Origin of the sequence: Sporomusa sp. (assembly GCF_035561255.1) — a bacterium.
GTDB lineage: Bacteria > Bacillota > Negativicutes > Sporomusales > Sporomusaceae > Sporomusa.
This window is the reverse complement of the sequence record NZ_DATMXX010000331.1, coordinates 1-23,916: the sequence shown is the minus strand read 5'-3', so window position 1 is coordinate 23,916 and position 23,916 is coordinate 1. Positions and strand designations below refer to the sequence as shown.

The window sequence follows — 23,916 nt, the reverse complement described above, 5'->3', positions numbered from 1 at the left end:
CAATATAATCTTTGCCTGTATTGACAAAAATTAAAAACCTGCATATTTTTTAAAATAATCCTGTATAGACCTCACCAGACGAAGGGTCACCAGACGAAGGGACGGTGGTTCTGTCTTGTTTGAAGGACTAAAAGCAGCCTTAGCAGCAAGCTAAACTAGCGGAGGGAATCCCCCAAATTCTTTTGACGTCTTCCGGTGCAGCCAGCTCTCTGCCCATACTTAAACACTCCACACGGCATCAGGCGGTAAGCTGTCGATCAAAAAGAATAGATTTTTGGCAGTGGCCGGCAGTGATCCCTTTCGGCCCTATTAAAAGACTGCCTTTTGTAGATTACCTGCGTTATTAATCATTGCCGCATCAAACACTTCAATTTCCGGTTTTATTGCGTTAGTACTGACCGATATAATTAATTCCCGGGAAATAATTGTACAAACACTGCACGCCAAAAAGATGACAGTGGTAGCAAGCCCGTTTCATTTTCTGGCCCAGCAAAAGAAAATTAGCCCCCCTGATTTTTCCAGTCATTGCCTTATCCTCACATTACCAGGCTGCGGCTATCGCCCTTTAATTCTCACCATGCTTAAAGAATACACCGTTAAGCCTGGAGCACTCATGGAACTATCAAGCATATTGGTGCCATCAAACAATGTACTATCTGTGGCCTAGGTGTTGCGATTTTACCTAGAATTGCTCATCGAACGCGGGAAACTAATCGAGTTGGACTGAGCCGGGCCCGCATTTGATGTAAAAACCCAGTTAATTTATCACCGTGAGAAATGGCTTACCCCGGCGATGTGTTAACTTGATTTATTGCTTCTTTGGCTACTCAAGCACATGCTTCCGCTGGGTAAACCAGGAAAAGCAACTCCCACACAAAATAATCAGCATGCTTGCCGCCATACCGGTGTATAACGGATTTACAGACAGCGATAGTAGTGCATAGCCAGTAATCGCAAATAACGTACTCAGCACCATCGAAAAAATAGCCCAATTTTTCTTTAAAACACCTGGCAGAAACACAGCTAGCGTTAATGGTAAAAATACGCCTGCACCACGCAAAGCCATCGACAGGTAGTTCCAGCTCAGCACAAATGACTGCAGATTAGCCAACGCTGTCAGCATGGCACAAAACGCCACTACGACAATAGTAATACGGGTAATCCACAAGAGGTTGCGGCTGTCGCTGACACCAACCACCCCATGAAAGATATCACGGGCAACCATGGTGGCAATTCCCAGTAAAAGACCGGCAATCGAACCCACAACCGAGATCAAAAGACCGGCAAGGCCAATGCCACCAAGCCAGGCCGGCATATGATTTAACATATACATTGGCAACGCATCAATCGGCAGTATATCAGGATAATTGACCCGCATAAACATACCCACCGCGACAGACGGCAATCCTACCGGAATGGTTATCACAGCCGCTGTACACGTACCGATCAGGGCAGTCTGCGAATCACGCGCCGCAAATATTGCCTGGATATATGTCTGGGTACAAATAATACCGACAACAAGCGAGAATACATTCCCAATACCGCCCCATACATCAGCCCCAAACAGGCTAAACCACGTAGACGAGGGAAGTGCCGCCTCGATACTGGGCAATTGCTGCAAAGACTGAAAGGCATACCAGCCTGCAGAAAATAGCGTTACATAGATGATCGCCACCTTCATCAGACCAGATATACCGGTTCCCTGCATCCCACCCCAAAAAACATAAGCCGCAACTAAAAAGACAGTAACAACCGCCGCTTGCCATGACACAAAACCAAAAAGTGTTGTTAACAAATGAATCCCCGACAAACTACTTGCCACTATGCTGAAGAAGATCCCCACAGACGAAATAATGCTTGTCAAAGGCCCCATTGGCCGCCCATAATTCAGAACAAGATACTGAGAAATAGTTTCAAGGCCAGTATTGCGCAACGGGCTTGCATAGAAAATTCCCATCACTAAAAAACCAATCCCAGACCCCAGTGTAAACCACCATGCCGATAAACCTGCTGAATACGCCAGTTGGGTCGTACCGATGGTAGCGGCACCGCCAATAATTGTACCGGCAATCGTTCCCGATACGATAGCAGGTCCTGCCGAACGCCCGCCAAGACTAAATGATTCTGCTGATTTTACCCGGCGAGCTGAATAGATGCCAATCGAAAAAACTATCATTATTGTGGCCAAAAACCCCAACAGATGTATAGTACTAAAATTCATGCAAACCCCTCCGAAAAATACCGTTGACTAAAAGCATAGTTCTTGCGTATGATTGTAACAAGTCTATTACTATACGTAAAATACTAAATACAATCACTTACCATACTTTTTAGGTATGCCGGAGGATGATCATGAATATCCAAGACATGCAGTACTTCCTAGCTATTGTCGAAGAGGGAAGTATAACCGCTGCCGCCAAACGCCTGCATATCGCCCAGCCACCGCTCAGCAGGCAAATGAAGCAATTAGAAATACAGCTTGGCGTTCAACTATTTGAACGCGGCAGACGCAGAGTAAAACTAACTGAAGCCGGTGATCTGCTGCGACACCGGGCTGAGCAGATACTGGAACTGACGACTAACACGATCCGGGAGTTAAAGGAGTTCGATACAGGGCTGCGCGGCACCCTCTCAATCGGCGCGGTTACCTCCTCCTGGGTCACACTTTTACCTGATCTTATCCGTATATTCCGAGAGCGTTACCCCCATGTGCTCTTTCGCTTGCGCGAAGGAGAAAGCCGGCGTATCACTGAACTGCTCGACAAAGGCATTGTTGACATCGGCATGGTACGAGTCCCTTTCGATACTGAAGTCTATGAATCCATAGAGCTACCGCACGAGCCGCTTGTGATTACCTTTAAAGCCGGGCATAGCAACACCCTTGGCGGTAACTCCCCAGAGGTCAACCTGGCTGAGCTGGCAGGTAAACCGCTAATGATTCATCGCAAATATGAAAAAATGCTGACAGAACACTGCCAGCAAGCCGGATTTACGCCTGAGATTCTTTGCGAAAGTGATGATGTGCTGCCATTATTAGCCTGGGCCACTGCCGATATTGGCATTGCCGTAGTACCTCGTTCGGCAGTCAGCCTTGTTCCCAATGCCAACCTAGTCACCAAAGCCATTGTCAACCCAACACTCGAAACAGCGGCGGCCCTCATCTGGGTTCGCAACCGCTTTCTCTCGACAACGGCGCGCCACTTTTTATCCTTATTCGCTTCGATGAAGGTATAGGAATTATTGATTTAAAACTAAAAAGCTAATCGGATCCACTGCGGTTCCCTTGACTCTAACCTCATAATGAACATGTGGGCCTGTACTTCTCCCGGTGCTACCGAGATAGGAAATAATTTGACCCTTTCTCACACTTTGACCGACATTTACTACTATCCGGGAATTGTGTCCATAAATAGTTGAAATCCCCTCACCATGATCAATCTGTACAATATTGCCATAGCCCTCAGACCATTCGCTGCGAATAACCTCACCATCAGCGGTAGCGACAATAGGTGTACCCATATTGTTGGCAATGTCAATTCCCTGATGCACTTCAGTACCACTGCCCCAAGGCGAATTACGGCCACCAAAATTAGAGGTAACTACTCCGCTTGCCGGCCAGATCGATGGCTTAGTCGCTAATTTATCATTACTCCTGGCTGTTCTTTCAATTTCTTGAACCTGTCCACCCCCACTATACGGGCTAGGTACCGGCTCAATTGTTGTGAAACTGCCGGCACTTAGTGTTTGATGGTAGTTTGCAGAAATCCCCACTAAAACTATGATAAGTAAGCCCACTAGCGAAACAGTCCATTTTGCAGAAATAAATTTCATTCGCCACTTGCTGACTTTCTGTTTAACATCAATTACCTTTGGAATACGCATACCTATATTTCCTCCCTAGTGATCACCATGTCCCTTTATATTATAGCTGAGAATTCATACCTACGGCAACACTTGACGCAAATAGCGAAAAGTGAGAACATAGTATTTGTTTACCCTATCATTTTTGGAGGTGATCTGTGTGAAAAAAATTCCGCACAAATATCGCATTATCACAGCACTAAGCGCACTTCTATTCACCTTAGCACTCCTGTTGGCAATCAAATATAACCTGGTTCCAGAATCATTTTGGAATCAATACATGATTCAGCGAACGCCGGTGAGCCTAACAGCAGTACCGGTCGGTACTATAAATAAACCGCTACAACTCGCCCGTACCGGCTCTGTTGAAAGCGCAGCAGCTGTCCCGATTAATACCGAACTCGCTGGTTACCTCAGCGAAATATATGTAACCGAAGGCCAAGCAGTCAAAGCCGGTCAACCGCTCCTTAAGCTCCAGGCAGCCGCAGCAGAGCCAACAGTAAATCAAACATCCCAGCAAGCACAAATCAATTATGACAATGCCCTAAAAGCATTTAACCGCGATCAAAGATTATTTGAAATTGGCGCTATTCCCAAACGTCAACTGGATACTGCCACGACCCAACTACAGGAAGCGAAAGCAAGCTTATCCAACGACCAAAACATGAAGCAATCCTCTGGTGGTAATGGCTCCACTACGATCAACGCACCAATCAACGGCATAGTAACCGGTTTATCGGCTATGCCAGGAAAAGCGGTGCAGAATGGCCAACAGCTGCTTGCCTTAGGCAGTGGTCAAGAGGTAGACGTTGTCGTTCAGCTTGACCAAAATGACCTGTATCTGGTCCATTTAGGCACACCGGTCACACTAGAGGTCGCACAACAAACTATTGCAGGTCAAATCTCCAGCATCTATCCGCAAGTCGCAGAGAGCCAAATCGCTTCTTTTCTTGCCCATATTAAACTCACTAATTATCCCAAAGGGTTATTAAAGCCTGGCATGTCCGCTACTGTTCGCATAGATACAGGCACATCAGACATAGTCCCCGCCGTTCCCTCAGCCTCAATATTTCAGGATGATCAGGGTCGGGCTTTTATCTACATCGCCAACAATAATAAAGCTATGCTCCAACAAATAACGATTGGGGAAACCATCGGCGATTTTACAGAAATCACCTCTAACCTCCCTCAACAAAGCCTGGTCATAACCAACTACCCAAAAGAATAAGCCAAGAGGAATACAATCAATTCAATCTTGCAAACAAAATCTGTTGTTAGTTTATATAATTCTAACCAACTCTTCCAAATGTGATATAAAAAAGTGAGATCGCCATAATTCACACGGCAATCTCACTTTTTGCATTTATTATAGGCTTAATTTAATCTTAATCCGCTCAATAGCCTCCTGGGTACTTTCCTGACTGCCAAAAGCAGTAAGACGGAAGTAACCCTCGCCGGCCGGGCCGAAACCGGCGCCTGGGGTCCCGACGATATGGGCATCTGTCAGGAGTTTGTCGAAGAAGGACCAGGAGTCATAGCCCTGTGGTGTTTTAAGCCAGATATAGGGGGCATTAACGCCGCCAAAGACATCCAGGCCAATGGTCTTTAACCCTTCGCGGATTGTCTTGGCGTTAGCCATATAATAGTTGATCAGATCTTTGATCTGCTGCTGACCTTCCGGGGTATATACAGCCTCAGCACCTTTTTGAATAATGTAGGGAACACCATTAAACTTAGTGGTCTGACGACGGTTCCACAGCTTGTTTAAGGGGTATTGACTGCCATCAGCAGTAAACGCCATGACGCTTTTCGGCACTACCGTGAACGCGCAGCGTGTACCGGTAAAACCGGCGTTTTTGGAAAAGGTTCTAAACTCAATGGCAACATCCTTAGCGCCTTCAATCTCATAGATACTATGCGGAACACCCGGTTCCTGAATATAGGCTTCATAGGCGGCGTCATACAGAATGATCGCGCCATTAGCCTTCGCATAATCAACCCATTTTTTCAGTTCTTCTTCAGACAGTGTGGTGCCTGTCGGGTTGTTGGGATAACACAGGTAGATGATATCCACTTTTTCTGCAGGCAGGGCTGGGGTAAAATTATTCTCGGCATTGCAGGTCAGATAGGTAACACCGGCAAACTTGCCCCCAATGATCTGACCTGAGCGGCCAGCCATTACGTTTGTGTCAAGGTACACCGGGTACACCGGATCGGTAATGGCTACTTTGTTATTGACACCGAAGATTTCCTGGATATTACCGACATCACTCTTGGATCCGTCGCTTACAAACACCTCATCGACATCCAGCTTTACACCCAGTGTTTCATAATCGGTTTTGATAATTTTTTCAATCAAGAAGGCATAGCCTTGCTCCGGGCCATAGCCGCGGAAGGTCTTGGCGTCAGCCATTTCATCGACAGCAGCATGCAAACCTTTAATTACAGCCTCAGGCAAGGGTTTTGTTACATCACCAATACCAAGTCTGATGATATTTGCGCTAGGATTATCGTCTTTGAATTTTGTTACACGTTTTGCTATTTCAGCAAATAAATAGCTTCCAGGCAGTTTTAAATAATTTTCGTTAATTACGGCCATGCTTTGAAACTCCTCTCTTGTTTGAATAATCTGGCAGATTTTTAATTGTTCCCCAAAATACCAGGGTCAATGCAGCTAGCAGATAGTAACTGATATTTGGTATTATATTCTGCTACATATATATTTTTCCTTCATCATATGCAAAAAAATCGTTGCTGTCACCCGCAGCGCAGCCTGGTGACAACAACGACGAATTACCGTAAGATCGCCAGCCCTACTGTAAGCGCCAGCATCAGCGACATCGCGGCATAATCAGCAATGCCCAGGGCCACATCAGCAGTAAACTGCCTGCGTCCCCTGCTGCCGAAGCCCCGGAGTTCCAAACTCATCGCCATCGTTTCCGATCGTGATACCGCCCGCAGGACAAGCGGCTCAACAATGGCAACATAGTCCCTAAGCCGCTTGAGGGGATTGCCGCGGAAAACATAACCACGGCAGGCCTGGGCTTCACGGACGGCCTGACTTTCTTCCAGAAAATCAGGGACAAAACGCAACGCCGAGGTAAACATAAACGCGTATTCGTAAGGAATCCGGCACTGGCTGACCAGGGCAGCCGTCAAGTCCTGCAGCCGGGTAGTTGCTAATAGGAATACAAAAATCAGCGACATCGCAAACATCTTCAACCCGGACATCAGCGAAAACTCCAGTGTGCTGCCAAACACATACTGAATGCCTGTCAGCATTACGGCAAATACCGCCAACCCAAGTGCTGCCTTAAAATGCTTGCCTGTCGGACGATAGAGGACCAGCAGCAGCAGTTGTCCGCCACACAAGGCGACCTGTCCTGCCAGCGTAGGAATAAGCAGCGCCCAAACCGACACAGCAGCAGTTAAAATAAGTTTCGTAAGCGGCGCCAGTTTAGGCATGGTCTTCCCTCCTTCGTTTGATTGCCGAGCCAAGTTGATTGACTAACTCCTCCGTACTTTGAGCCCTGATATCAGTGAGCTGCTGGCTAAGAGCCAGCGCCGCCGGCGGCATTAGGCCCCACGCACCGATGTTCTGGCTACCGTCAAATAATTCCTCCGGTGTACCATCAAATACCTTACAGCCTTGCTCAAGCACAACGGCCCGTGCCGCATACCGGGAAATGAGCTCCATATCGTGAGTGACTAAGATGATGGTGATCCCCTGTTTATTTAAATCAGTTAAGAGTTCCAGCAGGCTTTGCGCTTCCCAGGGGTCCTGGCCGCTTGTCGGCTCATCCAGAATCAGCACCTGAGGCCGCATTGCGATAGCTGAGGCGATGGCCACTTTTTGCTTCTGTCCCCGGCTTAATGTACGGGGAAAACTGTCAGCCAGCCCGATTAAGCCAGTCATTGACAGCGCCCAGGCTACAGATTCATTGATAGCCTCAGGGGTAAAACCAAGTTGTTCGGGCCCATAAGCCACTTCGCTTAACACCGTCTCGCGGAAGATCTGTCTGTCAGGGTTCTGAAACACATAGCCGATACTGCGGGCCATGTCGGCAGGCGTCATACCAGCAGTATTCTTTCCCTGAAAATGAATACTGCCGCCAGCCGGTTTTAATAAAGCCATGGCCAGCCGGGTCAGGGTTGTTTTACCACTGCCGTTACGTCCGGCCAGGGCTACAAACTCACCGGCTGCCACGGTAAAATCCACATTGTCCAGTGCCCGTTTTCCGCTGCTATAGGTGTATATTATATTGTGTATTGATAAGAGTGGTTCAGGCACTTTTGGCAACCCCTTTTGTACTCGTTAAGATACTACGATTAATTTCTTCAGCTGCCTGACTTTCAGACTTCCAGGCACCAAACTTCAGACCGGTCTCCTGTTCAAGCCTTAGTTTAATTGTCCATAACGCCGGCACGCCCAGTTTAAGGCTGGCATGCTGCCACATAAACTCCAGTGTTTGCTCCAGGCTACCGGTAAAATTCAGGCTCCCGCCCTGCATCACAATAACCTGGCTGGCATATGGCAAAATCCGTGCCAACTGGTGTTCGACAACAATTACTGTTTTCCCCTGACAATTCAGGTCATACAACAACTCGTAGATACCGGCTGCGCCTTCCGGGTCCAGCGCGGAAGCCGGTTCATCAAGCACCAGGATATCAGGCGACATTACCAGAACCGAGGCAATAGCCAGCCGTTGCTTCTGGCCGCCTGACAGCCCGGCTACCTGGCACTCTTCTAATCCGGCCAGACCCACCTTCACCAGGGTTTGGCTGACCAGAGCGGTAATCTCACTGCGGCTAAGCTGGGAGGTCTCCAGACCAAAAGCCACTTCTTCAGCCACCGTCATGGCAACAAGCTGACTTTCGTAGTCTGCCAGCACAGTCCCCACATGCTCGGCCAGTTCACCCATGCTGCTTTGAAAAGAGTTGATACCATTCACACAGATACTGCCACCCTGACGTCCGCCAAAATAATGGGGTACAACACCGGCAACCGCCAAAGCCAAGGTCGTCTTGCCTGCACCACTGGGACCGGTAATCACAGAAAAGGAGCCTTGTGGAATTGACAAACTAATATTATCCAGCGCAATATCGCTGTTCGGGTAGGCGTATGAAAAGTTTTCAAACCGGACTGCTGTCATCGTCTAGTCCTCCTTGCCGCCAAACATCTTTTTCGCCGGGAAGTACAGCAGTTGGGTAATTGCCATGTTAATGGCGGCAACCGCCAATACAACCGGCAACATTCCATAAAGATAGACTGCCACTGGCAGGCCAAGAGCAAATTTAAGAATAGTAATAAAGGTAAGGCCGCTGGCGATAGTGCTAATACCTGCGGTAATCGCCGGCCGCAGATTTACTCTGCCTATAGTCAAACTCAGCGATGCGTGAACAAGCAACGCACAGACAATGGCCCCCACCGGTTCACTAATGAGGTTGGCGTAAGGTAAAGCTGCCTTAGATGTTGGAATTGCGATAGCACCTGTTACCAGACCAATACCAGCTGCCTGTTTTACGCTTACCCGGGTAAGATTAATTGCAATACAGTACATCGCAATCAGCCAGTTTGGGGTAATACCGGCAATTGCCGGCGTAACTAATTTTAATATAACTCCAATAGCCAGGAGCAGCGCCGTAACTGCCACCCAGCGAAACCGGCCCTCTTGTCCTGTCTTGATTGTAATCATTTCCTGCTGCTGATTAGTATTCACGTGAACTCCCCCTCTTTTTATATGTCTACACCAGAATTGTTTAGAAACGCTAAAATAACAAAACCCCGTCCCTTAAAGCATGCCTGTGCATACTTTAAGGGACGGGGTATTATAACCCGCGGTGCCACCCTAGTTGACCAGATATACTCCGGTCCGGCTTTCTGGGTACAGGACAAATCGCCCGATACCTGCTCCCTGATAACGGCGGAAGATCCCCGACAGTGCCTACCCCGCGCCACGCCAGCGGCTCAGACTGTATCTCCCAGGCCCATTCGACATGCTGAGTAGCGCCAAACTCCCACTACCATTGGCTCGCTGTGGCTCTCTGGCCATGTGTACTATTCCTGGTCATTGACAATAGCAATATGTATTTGTGCAAAGTATAGCAAAATACAGGTGCCTCTGTCAATTGTATTTTAAAATTTATTAGTTTACATTTTTTACTTACTGCGAATGGTGATATCATCAACGTCCTCATTGTTCTCACCAAAAATAACCCTGCCAGTGACTTGTTTGCCTTTGAGAACAGCCGGCAGCCAATAAATATCATCTGCCCACATGTCCCTGTAGGGTATATCGGCAACACTAAACCACTCCGGCCTCATCTCCGGGGTTTCCTTTGGTTCCCCCTGCCAGGTATGCACTAAATATAGCTGTACATCGTGATCAAACTCCGGATTGGCTGGAAAAACAAACTCTAACTCACCCACATATTCAAGATCAGCCTCATTGGCGGTTAGACCGCATTCTTCTGCTAACTCGCGCACAGCCGCCGCTGCCGGTGTTTCACCATCCTCAAATTTGCCTCCAAACCCGTTGTACTTGCCACGGCCAAACCCTGTCTTTTTCATCCCGAGCAAAATACGCTCCGCCGGCCTGCCCTGGACAGGCAGGCATAATGTCGTTGAACGCATAATAGACCCCCCTTATCTCAAATGAAAACCTTGAGCTTATTAGTCACCGTAGAAATCGCAAGCGGTAACAATGGCCCTAATTCCCCATCCAAATCGCTTTCTACCGGTTCGTCACATTCTATATAGATATCAGCTGCCTGCATATGCCGGATATGGCTGCTTGATATATGGCGCCCGGAAAAAATGCTTAAAAACAGCCCCATGAGTTCCGGGATACTGCACTTATTGACAATCAATAAATCCAGTTTGCCGTCATCAATTTTAGCTTCAGGTGCCAGGGTAGGGAAACTGCCCACCATACCAGTATTCATAACCAAAAACAGTAGAATATCATCATTGAGAATCTGGCCGTCTGCCGTTACCTTAACGCGCAGCGAGCGAAAACTGGGCAATTCCCCCAGGCCTTTAAAATAGTATGCCATCCGGCCCAGCGTGTTCTTCAGCGAGGTATCTACACTATGAGCAACAGAGGTCAACAGGCCGGCACTAGCCACATTGAGGAAATACTCGCCATTAACCCTGCCAACATCAACTGTCCGCCATTGCCCGCCGATAACAGCGTTCAGGCAGCTTGACAGATCTTTGCCAAAGTTTAAATGGCTGGCAAAATCATTGCATGTACCGCTGGGGATAATACCAAGCGGCACCTCAACCGCCTCTGTCAGCATGGCGTTAATAACTTCATGTACTGTACCGTCACCACCGGCCACAATCAAGCCATCGGTGGCAAACCACTTGGCCTGACTGACAAATGGCTGTATATCACCTTTAACCCGGGTACGAAATGGGATTACTATCCCACCGGCGCCTTGCAAATACTCAATAACCTCATCCAGCCTGGTCTTAAATTTTGCATCTCCCGACACCGGATTGTAAATAAGCAAATACTTCTTCATATTCTACCCCTCCAGAGGCCAAGTTAACAATCGAGCCATTGGCCGTCATCGGGAACTTGCACCCTGTTATCCAGGCCCTGCTGACAGAGAAACTCCTTAAGCTCAGCCCGGGTCAGAAGGCAATGATTGATCGCCTCCAGATGTACAACGATAACCTTGGCTGCAGGTGCCTGGCGGCACACCTCGTAAATATCCTGCGTCCCCATTGTTATCGGCCCACCCTGATTAAACCTTGCAGCCCCCCCATTTAACACAACAACCTCCGGGTTGTGCACAGTCAGGGCCTCTGCTACTTCCGGGCACCAGATGGTATCGCCGGCAATATATAATGTAGGCTCGCCGGCAGTTTTAAGTATATAACCTGATACCGGCGCCATTTTTTGCCCGATTTCGCCGGTACCATGCTGACCGCCGGTGCGCGTTATGGCAATTCCCTGCCATGTAACAGCCGGGGCTACTGCATGGACTTCACTAAACCCCAGTTGCTTTAGTTTATCCAGATCATCAGACTGGCAAAACATCGGCAGTGTTTTCGGCAAAAGCTCACTGGCTGTGTTATCAAAATGGTCCCGGTGCATATGGGTAATAAGGCAGCCATCGGCCTTCATAACATCGCCGATATCAATAGGCAGCTCTACCAGTGGATTGCGCCGCTGATTGGGCGAATTATCAATCGGCGTCATACTTTCGGCAGCACCTAAAACAGGGTCAACCAGCAAAGTCCAACCTTGTATCTGCAAGTGAAATGTAGCATGCCGCAGGTGCCTGATTTTCATTACGATTTCCCCCCTCGGAACTATTTACATCTGTTATCCAGATTATATCACATTTACTGATATAAATAGTATTGCCTGGATAGCTCTTTAAACCGGCCGGCAGCCTCATCCCATTGTTGTAGGATTTCAGCCAATGGCGCTCCCCAGCGTACATTGCTGTCACCGGTATAGATGTCAATGGTTGCCGTGGCAGCAGTGGCCGACTGGTTAAAAGAAAATTTTCCGCCGCTCATTTCACTGATTACATACAAAAGCGTCAGGCCAGTACGGACCGGCCGGAAGGCCGGCGTATCAGTTACATGAATCTGCACCCCGCCGCATAGCTGGCCCTGATATTTTACATCCGGCTGGCGTGGTGTAAAATATACAGGACGAAACATTACTCCAGGCAAGCCGGCGGCATTCATGTGCCCGACCAGTTCAGCAGCGTTAATCCAGGGTGCGCCGACAAGCTCAAAGGGCCTAGTAGTCCCAATACCTTCAGATATGTTCGTTCCCCCTAGTATCCCTGTACCACTATACAATAACGCCGTATCAGGTGTCGGGATATTAGGCGAGGTCATCACCCAGGGTAAGCCGGTATCAGCAAAATACATGCTACGTTGCCAACCTGTCATGGGGATGACAACAAGATCGCAATTAATATTATATTCCTGGTTCATAAGCCGGGCCAATTCACCGATTGTCAGACCATGCCGGGCCGGAATGGGATACATACCGATAAATGATTCAAAGCCTGGTTGAATAACATTACCCTCAACCACTAGCCCGCCCACCGGATTCGGCCGGTCAAACACAACAAATGTCTTGCCATTTTCTTTGGCACTCTGCATAGCGTAGGCCATTGTGTACATGTAGGTATAAAAGCGGGCACCGATATCCTGCATATCAAAAGCCAGAACATCAATACCAGCCAGCATTGCTGCGGTTGGTTTCTTGGTTTGGCCATAGAGGCTGTAGACAGGCGTTCCCGTACTTTCATCAGTATAGCTGCCTACTACTGCCCCTGCCGGCACATGGCCCCTGATTCCATGCTCAGGTGAAAACAGCGCAACCAGCTGTGTCTTGGCTTTGAGCACATCAATGGTGCTTTCAAATTCGCTGGTCATCCCGGTCTGGTTGGTAATAAGACCTACCCTTTTCCCCTGAAACACCGCCAGGTGGCGGTCAAGATTGTCAATCCCTAACCGGACTCGCACTGGCTTAGCTAACACCTCAGCCTGCTGTTTGGGCACCAGAGCAGCGCTGCCAATAGCAGCCACAGCCAGGAGCATGATAAAAACACTCACACTAATAACTTGTTTAACTTTCAAACTATGCCTCCTCGACCCGTACGCGGCTGCCTCGTCCTGCCGGCTCAGCCGGTTCCACCACCAGCCGGCGCGGCATGCGCTGTTTTAGCTCAGCCACATGACTGATAATGCCAATGGTCAGGCGCTCAATATGCAGCTTTTCCAACGTGGACATGGCCACATCCAGGGCATGCTGGTCAAGAGAACCAAACCCCTCATCCAGGAAAAAGAATTCAAGCGGATACTTGCCTTTAAGCTGAATCTGCGCCGATAGCGCCAATGACAAGGCTAATGCTGTCTGGAAGGTTTCTCCCCCTGACAGCGTACTGACAGGGCGCTTAACACCGCCATTGGCATCATCGCGAATCAGGAAACCACCGTCAGAGCTAAGCTCAAGCGCATACCGGTGCTGGGTTATCTGCTTTAAGCGCTCTGATGCCTGCCTGGCCACCAGTTCCATCTGTTCCTGTGCTAAAAACTCAACAAAGATATTACCGCGCAGCAGCGTACGTAGCGCCACCAGACAATCTTTCTGTTCTTTAACAGTAAGCCGCACCGCTTCAAGCTCCGCCCACCGCTGGTGTTTAACCGCCAGATCCCTGCATTCCTTATCAGCCTCTACCCTGTCCCGCGTAGCGATATTCTTTTGTACTTCCGTCTGAGCCAGTAATTGTTTGCTTTGTTCCCAGTCACTTTCGGTTACCGTACGGCCTTGCAGGGCCTCCAATAGTTGTTCACACTGGGCAGTCAGCCGCTGCTCTGCTTCAGCGTAGGTCTTTAGCTGACTGCGGCTTTCCTCTTGACTGGCCGCAGACAACTGTGCGGCTGTCATCGCGTGGACATCAGCAAAACCTTCCTCACGCAGCTTAAAATCAAGCCGTACCTGGCTGGCCTCCCGGCGCCCTATTGCTTCCAGCCAACTGGTTTCAGCCCGGGCCTGAGCCTGCTGCGCAACTATCAAGGCCTCTGCCGCCTGCTCAGCACGTTCTTTCGCCAGCCCCTCCTCCCGGCGCACAGTCTCCAGCACCTGTGCAGTCCGGGCCAATAGCTGGCCGGCCGGTATCCCCTGCGTGATGGCAGCAAGCTCCTGTTGTTTGGTGGCTACCTGCTCGTTAGCGGCACCCACCCTGGCAGTAATCGTTGCCAGACCGGACTCTGCCGCCTGGACACTCTGTTGCAGTGTATTTATCTCTCTCTGGCAGCTATCATACTCCTGGCGCTGGCTGAGCAAATGCTTTGTCAGCGTTTCCACTAACACATCCTGATTACTAATATATTCGGCTAATTCCCGCACATGCTTAAGTACAGCATCGGCATTCACCTGAATGGCAGCCGTTTTGCCTGCTGCCTGCAGTGCCTGAAGCAATTGATCCCGCACAGCATTGGCTGCATCCCGGGCTTCTATATAATCAGCCCGGACCTTGTCAAGCTCGGTTCCGGCAGTTGCGGTCTGCTGGCTCAGTGCTGCCGCAAACGCGCTGGCTTCTGCCAGGTTTTGGCGTTCGGCCGCAACAGCCTTTCCCGTTTCGGCCAGGGTTTGTGTCAACCGGGCAATCCGCTCTTTTGCAGCAGCAATCTCCTGTTCAAAATGAGCATGGCCCGCACTATCACCGGGATTACTGCTGCTGTTAGCCGGATATGGGTGACTGTCCGAACCACAGACCGGGCAGGGTTGCCCTGCAATCAACTCACAGGCCAGCCGGACAGCAGCTGCACGTTTTTCACCGGCCAGCAACTGATCAAGCTGGTCAGCAGCCGCTTGTAACTGGGCCTCCGCTGCTTTAGCCTCTGCCACCTCTAAGGTATTTAGCCGCAGCTCAATCTGCTGCCGGTTGGCCTCAGCCTGCTTAGCGGCAGCTACTGCCGTTTCCCATTGCTGCTTGCGCTGGACTCCGGCCTGCTTGATCTTATCAGCAGCTGCCAGGTTTTGCGTGAGAACCTGCGCACCGGTAATGCAATCCTGGACTTTGGTTCTCTGAGCAGCACTAATAGTGGCCATTGCGATCTGCTGTTCAAGTTGTTGGGAACTGTCGCTCAACTGCTGGCTGCGCGTTACCTGCTGCACAAGCAGCCCGCCCGCCCTTGTGGCAGCTATTTGCTGCTGCTGTTGCTGTGCTGTCAAAACGGCAACGCCCTCAGTCAATTGGGTTAGCTGCTCTTCAAGCTGCCTTGCTGCCTCTAACCTTAGCCGCTCTTCAATTAATTCCGGTTCTCGCTTTAGCCGGACTTCCCTGGCAGCATTATAGGCCACCCCTAGCTGCTTGCTTACCGCCGCCAGCCGGGCTGCCTGCTCAGCGGTTTGCTGCTTAAAAGCAACCGCGGTCTGCTCGCTATCTTGGCTTGTTACAAACTCAGCTAAAACGACACCAGCCCGGTCAGCCTTTTCCGCCAGTTGCAGGGCAACCGCCACCTGCTTGATTTCCTGCTCCCGCAGACGATGGGCCGTAAGCTCAGCCTGCTTTCTGGCCGTTTCACCCAACAGATTATATACAGTTTTAGCCTCAGCATACTGTTCTTCAGCCAACCGGTATGCCTGCACGGCCTGTTCTTCTGCCTGAGCAGCAATCACCAGCGCCGTCTGCGCATTGGCAACAGCGGCCGGCGAAGCATCACCCAGCCCCTTTTGCTCGCTTTCCACCTCAATATAGCTTGTTTCAGCAGTCTTAACCCGGTCATTCACCTTATTAATCAGGACATTGCCATACTGCTCCAGGGAAAACAAACGCTGCAACATCTCCCGCCGCTCTTTGCCGCCCAGGTTCAGAAATTCGGCAAACTTGCCCTGCGGCAGCACGACCGCTCTGGTAAAGTCTTCTTCCTTAAGGCCCAAAAGCCCGGTTATCTGTTCGGTAACCTCGCGGTCCTTATCGGCAAGTACTTCTTCTTGCCCATCCTTTACTTCAATTAGACGGCTATGCGTATTATTAACAGCCAATTGGTCTTTACGGACATAACGCCGCTCCACCCGGTACATACGCCGCTCGCTGCCCTGCCCCAGGGAAAAAGCAAATGACACCTTCACATGTTTCTCTGCATGATTTAAAATCCCCTGAGTGCGGCGTCCAGCTCTGACTACTGCCCCGTATAAGGCCAGGGTCATCGCATCTAATATCGAGGATTTGCCACTGCCTGTCGGCCCAAAGATACCAAACACCCCAAGCTCAGAGAGTTGGTCAAAAGGGATTTCCTGCTCTTCCCGGAAGCTGTGCAGCCCGGCGATCTTCAGGATAATTGGTTTCATCGCACCACCTCCCCGCGACTGTCGCTTTGATCGTCTTCTGCCTCTTCCTGGATACTTTGGCTTAGCTCCAGGAACAGCTCGACAAGCCTGGCATCAGGCGTAAGGCCACCATTCTGTTGTTCATAAAACCTGATAAACAGTTCGTTAAGCGGCATACTGTTAAGGCGGGCCGGACTTTTTCCCAGGCTGTCTTCCAGAACCTGAAACACAGGCCTGATCGTAACAAACCCCTGATGCATGGCCCGCAATTGCTGGATTTCATCCAGGGCCAGCGACTGTTTAATCTCAAGTTCAACCTCAATCCAGGCATCTTTATCCCGGCCGGCATCAACCCACTCCCGCACCTGCGCCAATCCGCCTGTCGCCCGCCACCTGACCAGCGGCCGGCCTGAAGTCAGCGGCAATTCACGCACAACAGCCGCCTGGCCTGGCTGCACATCGACAATGGTTACTGACTTGGCATACCCGGTCTCGGAGAAACTGTAGGCCAGCGGCGACCCGGCATAACGGCAGGGTGCCGGTGTCCCACCGACATACTGCGGGCGATGCAAATGGCCGAGAGCTATATACTGGACATTGGCAGGAAACACTTGCGGATCTACTGCATAAGCGCCTCCCACCTGAATCTGATGCTCTGAATCTGATTCAATACCACCCCGGACATACAGATGGCTTACTGCCAAATTAACAGTGTCCGGCCGGTATTTTGCATTAAGTGCACCAAACAGTCCGGTGAGCCGGTCATTGTATCCCTGGCGCAATTCGTTATCTTCCAGCGACTGTGACAGTATCTCCTTAAGCCGGCCTTCCGATGGGTAGGGCAGGGCAGCAATTACTGCCGTATGGTCAATCCCCGGCACTGCAAGTTCTAACCAGGCTTGCCCACCGTTTACCCGGTACACCTTCCCGGCTCCCGGGCTGGTAGGGCCAAGCTCTTCTTTCGGTAAGCCGACCAGCGTAATGCCTAAACGGCCGGCAAGGGGCGAGGCGGCGCATAACCGGTCCGGATTATCATGATTGCCGGCCACAATCACTACGCCGCGCTTACCATGATCAGCCAGCCTGTCAACCGCGTAATAAAACAGTTCCTCGGCCGCCGCACTGGGGTTGGGACTCTGAAATACATCCCCGGCCACCAGTACCAGATCAATGCACTCATCTGTACAAATCTCCGCTAATTCTTCCACAAATGACACCTGCTCCAGGTGCCTGTCCCGTCCCTCAATTGTTTTGCCAAAATGCCAATCGGCTGTATGTAAAATTCGCATGTATACTCCTTTAACTTAACACGGCTCTCTTGTTGAAAGGATTTTCGCCTTACTTAAGGCAATTTCCTGCACAATAAAAATTCCCGGCAGCCATAGTTTCATAAGAAAAGACTTGGCTTGTGCCAAGTCCTTTAGGACGCCGGCAGAAGCCTTAGTCGTTCTTATGTCTACAGAATTGCATTATAAATTCTGGTAGACCAAAAAAAACCACGGTTGTTATGACCGTGGTTTCTCTCATTTCTCCACTATATTATTGATTACCAGACAGCAATTACAGATCCTTTAAAATGCTCATTAACAAATTTCTTTACCTCTTCGGAATGATACGCCTTGATCAGTTTAGCTACTGCCGGATTATCTTTGTCTTTTGCTTTTACAGCAATAATGTTCGCATAGGGTGAATTACCGTCTTCAATCGCCAGCGCATCCTTGTTGGGAACCAGTCCGGCTGTCATCGCATAGTTGGTATTGATGGCGGCCAGGTCAACGTCTTCCAGCGAACGCGGCACTTGGGCAGCATCAAGCTCTTTTACTTTAAAGCTTTTAGGGTTTTCGGCAATATCGGCGGCTGCTGCTTTAAGGCCAACTCCCTGTTTAAGCTTAATTAACCCCTGTTTCTCCAGCAGCAGCAACGCCCTGCCGCCATTTGTCGGATCATTGGGAATGGCAATTGTTGCGCCAGGCTTAAGCTCATTGAGCGCTGTTATCTTCTTGGAGTAGATACCCATAGGATAAATAACAGTCTTGGCAACTGACACTATGTCATATTTGCGGTCTTGTACCATATTGTCCAGATACGGCTGATGTTGAAAGCTATTGACGTCAATATCCCCCTGACTTAAGGCCACATTAGGCTGGACATAATCATTAAATTCGACAACTTCGATTTTAAGGCCGTCTTTTTCGGCTGCTTTTTTGACAACATCCATAATCTCGGCATGAGGGCCAGCTGTTACACCCACTTTAAGTATTTTATCTGCTGCCGGAGCGGCGGCCTGCTTGCTGCAACCTGTCAGTCCGACAAACGCAAACATCAAGGTACCTGCTACTGCGACTATTTTTATATACTTATTCATTCTCTTCACTCCCAAATTTATCGTTATTATTATTTTCGTATGGTAAGCTTCGCCAATCGGTCGGCAGCCGCCTGCAGGGTTTCAAACTTTTTACAGAAGCAAAACCTGATCAGGGTTTTGCCTGCAGTGCTTTCAGGACGGAAGAAACTGGAGCCAGGCACAACAGCTACACCAATCTCGCTGGCCAGATATTTGGCAAAGGCAACATCGTCATCCCAGCCAAACGGCGTAATATCTGCCATGATATAATAGGCCCCCTGTGGTCTAACGCAGGTAAAGCCAACCTTCTCCAGGGCATTAAGTAAGTAATCCCGCCGTTCGCTATAAAAACCAGCCAGGCCTGCATAGTATTCCGGACCAAAGGTGAAGGCTGCAGCAGAGGCTACCTGGAGGGGCGCAGCTGCTCCTACTGTAAGAAAATCGTGTACCTTACGTACAGAAGCCGTAATCTCCGGTGAGGCTTGGACATAACCAATACGCCAGCCGGTAACACTGAAGGTTTTGGAAACACTGTTTACGGCAATAGTCCTGTCTGCCATGTCCGGCAAGGTCCACAACGGAATATGCTCGGTGTTGTCATACAATATGTGTTCATAAATCTCGTCATTGATTGCGAGCACATCATGCTTAATACACAATTGAGCAATAAGCTCCAGTTCCTCGCGATTGAAGACCTTACCAGTAGGATTATTGGGTGTATTAATAATGATGGCTCTGGTTTTATCGGAGAAAGCAGCAATCAGCTCTTCCCTGTTAAAGTTAAATTCCGGTGGGGTTAGACTAACATACTTGGGGACAGCCCCACACAGGATTACATCTGCACCATAGTTTTCATAAAAAGGCTCAAATATAATGACCTCATCTCCCGGATTAACAGTGGCTAACAGAGTGGCGATCATTCCCTCTGTGGCACCGCAGCACACCGTAAGCTGACGCTCAGGGTCGATAACAACACCATAGTCCCGTTCAACCTTTGCGGCAATAGCATCACGCAGGCCTTTTGTACCCCAGGTTATGGCGTACTGGTTATGATCCTCATTCACGGCCTTGACAGCAGCCTGTTTTATCGCTTCAGGAGCCGGAAAATCCGGGAAGCCCTGAGCAAGGTTAATCGCGTTATGAGCGGCGGCAATCCGGCTCATCTCCCTAATGACTGATTCGGTAAATTGCCGGGCCTTAGCCGAGGCGTAACCGCCTTCCCGGATATTGCGGATGATGTTTTCCATACTTAAATATACCCCCTGTGATACTGATAAATTAACGTCGGTTAAGCCTCTGGGCAAAATAATCTCCGCTGGACTGTACTATCTGCACCAGCGCAATCAGGATAACGACAGTTGCCAGCATGACATCTGCTCTAAAGCGTTGATAACCATAACGAATGGCCAAATCTCCCAAACCGCCGCCGCCGATGGCTCCAGCCATGGCAGAATACCCGATCAGACTGATTACCATTAGTGTCAGTCCCAATAAAATAGAAGGCATTGCTTCCGGAATAAGTACTTTTAAGATAATCTGCCTGGGGGACGCCCCCATTGATTGTGCTGCTTCAACAAGCCCTGCATCCACTTCCTTGAGAGCTGACTCGACTACACGGCCAACAAAGGGAATCGCAGCTATAGTAAGCGGCACAATCGCGGCATTGGTGCCAATTGAGGTCCCAACAATGATCCGGGTAAAAGGTATAATAGCCACCATTAAAATAATAAAAGGTGTTGACCTGGCGGCATTAACTACCGCCCCCAAGGTCTGGTTAAATGCCAGGTTTTCTTTTATATGGCCTTTGCCGGTAATAACCAGAATTACCCCAAGCGGAATCCCCAGCAGGGCTGAGACCAGTGCTGAAACCGCTACCATATAGACCGTTTCTCCTAAAGCCTCAACCAACAGCATAAGCATGTCTTGCGACATAACCAATCACCTCTGTTCCCAAATCTCTAGCCTGTAAATATTGCAATGCGCTTTGAATATCCTCCTGGTTACCGGATAACTCTATAACCAGCGTGCCATAAGGGGTAGCCTGTAAATGGTCAATATTACCTGAGATAATATTGACATCAACGGCAAATCGCCTGATCAGACCGGCAATGACCGGTTCATTGGTCGCCGCACCGAAAAAAGATAAGCGCACAACAAGGTTCCCGCCAGCTACCGGCTGGGCTGATACGATCTCTGCCAATGCTTCCGGCAATTTATTATTCACTACTGCTTTAATAAACTCCCGGGCAGTGTCTGACTGTGGCCTGGTAAACACGTCAAAGACCTTCCCGGTCTCTACCAGGCGACCGGCTTCGATCACAGCTACTTGATCACAGATTGCTTTAATTACATGCATCTCATGGGTAATTAAGACAATGGTCAAACCCAACTTCCGATTAATGTCTTTCAACAAAGCCAGAATTGACTCTGTCGTTTGCGGGTCAAGAGCCGAGGTCGCTTCATCACACAACAGCACTTTGGGCTGGCTGGCTAAAGCACGGGCAATACCTACCCGCTGCTTCTGCCCACCACTGAGTTGGGCCGGATATACATCTTTTTTATCAGACAAACCGACAAGATCTAACAGCGGCAATACTTTTTTCTCCCGTTCTACACGGCTAATGCCAGAAAGCTCCAGCGGAAATGCCACATTATCCAAAACAGTCCGCGAGGACAGCAGATTAAAGTGCTGAAAAATCATACCAATACTTTTACGGGCATCGCGTAATTGACCTTCCGATAAAGCAGTCATATCCTGACCATCAACAACAACCTTGCCGGCGGTAGGGCGCTCCAGCAGATTGATGCAGCGGATAAGGGTACTTTTACCGGCACCACTTTTACCAATAATGCCATAGATCTCTCCCTGCTTTATGTCAAAAGATACATTATCAAGGGCGATTACCTCACCTGACTCGCCCTTATATATCTTCTGTAATCCTGTTAGCGAAATCATGTTATATGCCTCCTTCATTTCATCCAATAAAAAAGCCCCTTCGCAGACGAAGAGGCATAATTGCGTAACTATGCTATTCTTCATCTGCCAAACCCTTACGGGCTGCAGGAATTGGCACCGTTCGCATCTGCGATGGTTGCCGCGGCTTCATAGGGCCAGTCCCTCAGCCAACTCTTGATGAAAAATACTGTATTCTTTTTAATTCATGAGTAATATTACCACAGGTATATGTTACTGTCAAGAAATTTATATGGCTAATGACACCAGTACTTTACAACTCCAGTCTTCTACCTGCGTTCTTTAGGGTATACTGCCAGCTTATATAGAATAAACCAGCTCATGCTTTTTTGCCAACAGTAGCTACATAGATGGCAAACTGATTCTCACCATCAATAGCCAATGCCGTATTGAGTTTGTCATCATCAAATGCAGCAATTGCACACACACCGCAGTCAACTGCCGCTGCCGCCAGATAGAGGTTCTGGCAGACATGGCCGGCATCCAGGTGCAGGTATCGATAACCGCGTTGCCCATAACGGTAGGTCATGCGATAGGTAGCTGCCGTCCAGATAAACGTAACTGCACTTGTTTTAACAAACTTCTGCCTGAGGCAGGCCTCAGTAATTACATCACCAATATCGCCTGCTGCCGCAACCTTGGCTAGTTGATAATCAACAGCTAAAAACCTGTACAGACCTGGCTCCAGGCCCTCAACCTGATTAATTAATAAATAGGTCTCAAAAGCATGCCTCGCCCCGGCGGAGGGCACTGTTCTGAAAGTAACCAGATGTGGTTCAATCGACTTAACCCCTTGTGTGCACCATAACAAATGTGAGAGCTCTGTTAATGAGATTGGCTTAGCTGCATAGGTACGTATACTAGTTCTTTGAGCAATCGCTTGAGTGAGTAAGATATCGGACTGACTCGTGCCAGGGTCCGGTAGATCAATCACTACTCCGGGATTGGCCAGATCAAGCTCTACCGGTGGCTGAGGCAACCCCTTGGCCTGGTCAGAGGGCAATGAATACTTATACTTGGTTTTCTCCATAAACTCTTTGCCAAATTCCCTAGTCATTACGCTTAGCCTCCTTAAGTGCAAACCTATTGCGCTAGTACATGCTGCTGACAGTAGCAAGCTGCGATCATATCTATCTCAAGTATAATATAAATTCATAAATAATACAAAAAGCACTCATTATCGCAATAAAAAAACACCTACATATTTATTAGGTGTTTTGGTAACCAGCAGCTTCCTAATCTCCCAGACCAGCCAGCCAAGTACCTTCGGCTACTACGACCGTCCATAGCACCCCATCTTTGCGATGCTGTTACAACAAGCTAGCCGCCAACCATTCATCGCAAAGTAGTCCCATAGGCGACGGTGTCGTTGTCCCAGTCCGGGCGCTTCCTCCGACGTACTTCCCAGTACGACTCCGGTCGCGTCCTCCCTCCGCCTAGCAGCTGGGGCACTCTGAATGGTCTAAATCTTGTGGCAATAAAAAAAACACCTACTTAATTTAGTAGGTGTTTTTTTAACCAGCAACTTCCTAATCTCCCAGGCCGTTTCCAGCCAAGTACCTTCGGCGTTTATGGGCTTAACTACTGTGTTCGGTATGGGAACAGGTGGAACCCCACAGCTATCGTCACTGGATAAGCAGAGAACCAGGTTATTAGGAGTGTAAGCGACGCTAGAACCTGCGCAAATCGCTTAGTTCCAAGCGTTAGCGCGGAACTTCCTAATCAGAGTATGTTCCCTGAAAACTTCACAGAAGAAAAGCATTGCAATTAGGATATTCTGTTCGCACTGCAAGTGCGAACAAGTTTAAGTCAAGTCCTCGGCCTATTAGTACCAGTCAGCTGAGTGGATTGCGCCACTTACACATCTGGCCTATCAACCTTGTCATCTACAAGGGGCCTTACTTCTTTCGAATGACAGA

General features: G+C 49.2%; 20 protein-coding genes, 2 rRNA genes, 1 pseudogene, 1 riboswitch and 1 other annotated feature. Of the genes and pseudogenes, 3 read left to right on the top strand and 20 right to left on the bottom strand.

The features are described 5' to 3' along the window. Positions 1-346 precede the first annotated feature (346 nt). Positions 347-667, top strand: a complete 321-nt coding sequence (locus VN379_RS18355) for a LysR substrate-binding domain-containing protein (protein WP_325536473.1) — start codon at positions 347-349, stop codon at positions 665-667. 156 nt (positions 668-823) lie between these two features. Here VN379_RS18355 and VN379_RS18350 read toward each other — a convergent pair whose 3' ends face one another. Continuing rightward, entirely contained in the window at positions 824-2,221 is a 1,398-nt protein-coding gene (locus VN379_RS18350) for a sodium:solute symporter family protein (protein ID WP_325536471.1), read from the bottom strand. A 131-nt stretch (positions 2,222-2,352) separates the two neighbouring features. Between VN379_RS18350 and VN379_RS18345 the strand changes: the two genes are divergently transcribed. After that, positions 2,353-3,234, top strand: a complete 882-nt coding sequence (locus VN379_RS18345) for a LysR family transcriptional regulator (protein ID WP_325536469.1) — start codon at positions 2,353-2,355, stop codon at positions 3,232-3,234. A 3-nt stretch (positions 3,235-3,237) separates the two neighbouring features. Here the strand turns inward: VN379_RS18345 and VN379_RS18340 are convergent. Further along, positions 3,238-3,642, bottom strand: a pseudogene (locus VN379_RS18340) (M23 family metallopeptidase); the annotation flags it as partial. Positions 3,643-4,021: 379 nt separating this feature from the next. Here VN379_RS18340 and VN379_RS18335 point away from each other — a divergent pair. Continuing rightward, complete coding sequence (locus tag VN379_RS18335; RefSeq protein ID WP_325536467.1) at positions 4,022-5,089, top strand: efflux RND transporter periplasmic adaptor subunit; 1,068 nt, start codon at positions 4,022-4,024, stop codon at positions 5,087-5,089. A gap of 138 nt (positions 5,090-5,227) precedes the next feature. Here the strand turns inward: VN379_RS18335 and VN379_RS18330 are convergent, their stop codons facing one another. The 18 genes from VN379_RS18330 to VN379_RS18245 all read right to left on the bottom strand — a co-directional run. After that, positions 5,228-6,460 (bottom strand): LL-diaminopimelate aminotransferase, encoded by a 1,233-nt coding sequence (locus VN379_RS18330; RefSeq protein WP_325536465.1) that lies wholly within the window; start codon positions 6,458-6,460, stop codon positions 5,228-5,230. Positions 6,461-6,654: 194 nt separating this feature from the next. After that, positions 6,655-7,326 (bottom strand): energy-coupling factor transporter transmembrane component T, encoded by a 672-nt coding sequence (locus VN379_RS18325; protein ID WP_325536463.1) that lies wholly within the window; start codon positions 7,324-7,326, stop codon positions 6,655-6,657. Beyond that, a complete protein-coding gene (locus VN379_RS18320) occupies positions 7,319-8,152 on the bottom strand; it encodes an ABC transporter ATP-binding protein (RefSeq protein WP_325536461.1) in 834 nt (277 codons plus the stop codon). Before VN379_RS18320 ends, VN379_RS18325 begins: the two co-directional genes overlap by 8 nt. Then, positions 8,145-9,014 carry an ABC transporter ATP-binding protein gene (locus tag VN379_RS18315; protein ID WP_325536459.1) on the bottom strand — a complete coding sequence of 290 codons (870 nt, stop codon included), beginning with the start codon at positions 9,012-9,014 and terminating at the stop codon, positions 8,145-8,147. Before VN379_RS18315 ends, VN379_RS18320 begins: the two co-directional genes overlap by 8 nt. A gap of 3 nt (positions 9,015-9,017) precedes the next feature. Then, a complete protein-coding gene (locus VN379_RS18310) occupies positions 9,018-9,581 on the bottom strand; it encodes a tryptophan transporter (RefSeq protein ID WP_325536457.1) in 564 nt (187 codons plus the stop codon). Between the two features lie 94 nt (positions 9,582-9,675). Next, positions 9,676-9,942, bottom strand: a binding site (T-box leader). A gap of 79 nt (positions 9,943-10,021) precedes the next feature. After that, positions 10,022-10,495 (bottom strand): 8-oxo-dGTP diphosphatase, encoded by a 474-nt coding sequence (locus VN379_RS18305; protein ID WP_325536455.1) that lies wholly within the window; start codon positions 10,493-10,495, stop codon positions 10,022-10,024. 17 nt (positions 10,496-10,512) lie between these two features. After that, complete coding sequence (locus tag VN379_RS18300; RefSeq protein ID WP_325536453.1) at positions 10,513-11,391, bottom strand: diacylglycerol/lipid kinase family protein; 879 nt, start codon at positions 11,389-11,391, stop codon at positions 10,513-10,515. A gap of 23 nt (positions 11,392-11,414) precedes the next feature. Next, on the bottom strand, positions 11,415-12,167 hold the full coding sequence (locus tag VN379_RS18295; RefSeq protein ID WP_325536451.1) for an MBL fold metallo-hydrolase: 753 nt from the start codon (positions 12,165-12,167) through the stop codon (positions 11,415-11,417). Positions 12,168-12,220: 53 nt separating this feature from the next. Next, positions 12,221-13,480, bottom strand: a complete 1,260-nt coding sequence (locus tag VN379_RS18290) for a DUF1343 domain-containing protein (RefSeq protein ID WP_325536449.1) — start codon at positions 13,478-13,480, stop codon at positions 12,221-12,223. Position 13,481: 1 nt separating this feature from the next. Next, a complete protein-coding gene (locus VN379_RS18285; protein ID WP_325536447.1) occupies positions 13,482-16,700 on the bottom strand; it encodes an AAA family ATPase in 3,219 nt (1,072 codons plus the stop codon). Beyond that, entirely contained in the window at positions 16,697-17,968 is a 1,272-nt protein-coding gene (locus VN379_RS18280; protein ID WP_325536445.1) for an exonuclease SbcCD subunit D, read from the bottom strand. The genes VN379_RS18285 and VN379_RS18280 overlap by 4 nt, the downstream gene beginning before the upstream one ends. 257 nt (positions 17,969-18,225) lie before the next feature. Beyond that, positions 18,226-19,044, bottom strand: coding sequence for a MetQ/NlpA family ABC transporter substrate-binding protein (locus tag VN379_RS18275; protein WP_325536443.1), 819 nt, complete (start codon positions 19,042-19,044; stop codon positions 18,226-18,228). 29 nt (positions 19,045-19,073) lie between these two features. After that, positions 19,074-20,270 (bottom strand): pyridoxal phosphate-dependent aminotransferase, encoded by a 1,197-nt coding sequence (locus tag VN379_RS18270; protein ID WP_325536441.1) that lies wholly within the window; start codon positions 20,268-20,270, stop codon positions 19,074-19,076. 31 nt (positions 20,271-20,301) lie between these two features. After that, positions 20,302-20,955, bottom strand: a complete 654-nt coding sequence (locus VN379_RS18265; protein ID WP_325536439.1) for a methionine ABC transporter permease — start codon at positions 20,953-20,955, stop codon at positions 20,302-20,304. Then, the gene (locus VN379_RS18260; RefSeq protein WP_325536437.1) at positions 20,924-21,979 is read right to left on the bottom strand and encodes a methionine ABC transporter ATP-binding protein; all 1,056 of its coding nucleotides are present in this window, start codon (positions 21,977-21,979) and stop codon (positions 20,924-20,926) included. The genes VN379_RS18265 and VN379_RS18260 overlap by 32 nt, the downstream gene beginning before the upstream one ends. 77 nt (positions 21,980-22,056) lie before the next feature. Continuing rightward, a riboswitch (SAM riboswitch) is annotated at positions 22,057-22,163 on the bottom strand. Positions 22,164-22,316: 153 nt separating this feature from the next. Then, positions 22,317-23,054: a SagB/ThcOx family dehydrogenase gene (locus VN379_RS18255; RefSeq protein ID WP_325536435.1), complete on the bottom strand. Its 738-nt coding sequence runs from the start codon at positions 23,052-23,054 to the stop codon at positions 22,317-22,319. A 459-nt stretch (positions 23,055-23,513) separates the two neighbouring features. Next, a 5S ribosomal RNA gene (gene rrf / locus VN379_RS18250) occupies positions 23,514-23,630 on the bottom strand. Positions 23,631-23,802: 172 nt separating this feature from the next. Continuing rightward, positions 23,803-23,916 (bottom strand): 23S ribosomal RNA (locus tag VN379_RS18245); the annotation flags it as partial.

Excerpts from the sequence above, each read along its gene's own strand:
- VN379_RS18350 (WP_325536471.1), bottom strand. The coding sequence starts at position 2,221 with ATGAATTTTAGTACTATACATCTGTTGGGGTTTTTGGCCACAATAATG.
- VN379_RS18345 (WP_325536469.1), top strand. The coding sequence starts at position 2,353 with ATGAATATCCAAGACATGCAGTACTTCCTAGCTATTGTCGAAGAGGGA.
- VN379_RS18330 (WP_325536465.1), bottom strand. The coding sequence starts at position 6,460 with ATGGCCGTAATTAACGAAAATTATTTAAAACTGCCTGGAAGCTATTTA.
- VN379_RS18325 (WP_325536463.1), bottom strand. The coding sequence starts at position 7,326 with ATGCCTAAACTGGCGCCGCTTACGAAACTTATTTTAACTGCTGCTGTG.
- VN379_RS18315 (WP_325536459.1), bottom strand. The coding sequence starts at position 9,014 with ATGACAGCAGTCCGGTTTGAAAACTTTTCATACGCCTACCCGAACAGC.
- VN379_RS18305 (WP_325536455.1), bottom strand. The coding sequence starts at position 10,495 with ATGCGTTCAACGACATTATGCCTGCCTGTCCAGGGCAGGCCGGCGGAG.
- VN379_RS18300 (WP_325536453.1), bottom strand. The coding sequence starts at position 11,391 with ATGAAGAAGTATTTGCTTATTTACAATCCGGTGTCGGGAGATGCAAAA.
- VN379_RS18295 (WP_325536451.1), bottom strand. The coding sequence starts at position 12,167 with ATGAAAATCAGGCACCTGCGGCATGCTACATTTCACTTGCAGATACAA.
- VN379_RS18285 (WP_325536447.1), bottom strand. The coding sequence starts at position 16,700 with ATGAAACCAATTATCCTGAAGATCGCCGGGCTGCACAGCTTCCGGGAA.
- VN379_RS18280 (WP_325536445.1), bottom strand. The coding sequence starts at position 17,968 with ATGCGAATTTTACATACAGCCGATTGGCATTTTGGCAAAACAATTGAG.
- VN379_RS18275 (WP_325536443.1), bottom strand. The coding sequence starts at position 19,044 with ATGAATAAGTATATAAAAATAGTCGCAGTAGCAGGTACCTTGATGTTT.
- VN379_RS18270 (WP_325536441.1), bottom strand. The coding sequence starts at position 20,270 with ATGGAAAACATCATCCGCAATATCCGGGAAGGCGGTTACGCCTCGGCT.
- VN379_RS18265 (WP_325536439.1), bottom strand. The coding sequence starts at position 20,955 with ATGTCGCAAGACATGCTTATGCTGTTGGTTGAGGCTTTAGGAGAAACG.
- VN379_RS18260 (WP_325536437.1), bottom strand. The coding sequence starts at position 21,979 with ATGATTTCGCTAACAGGATTACAGAAGATATATAAGGGCGAGTCAGGT.
- VN379_RS18255 (WP_325536435.1), bottom strand. The coding sequence starts at position 23,054 with ATGACTAGGGAATTTGGCAAAGAGTTTATGGAGAAAACCAAGTATAAG.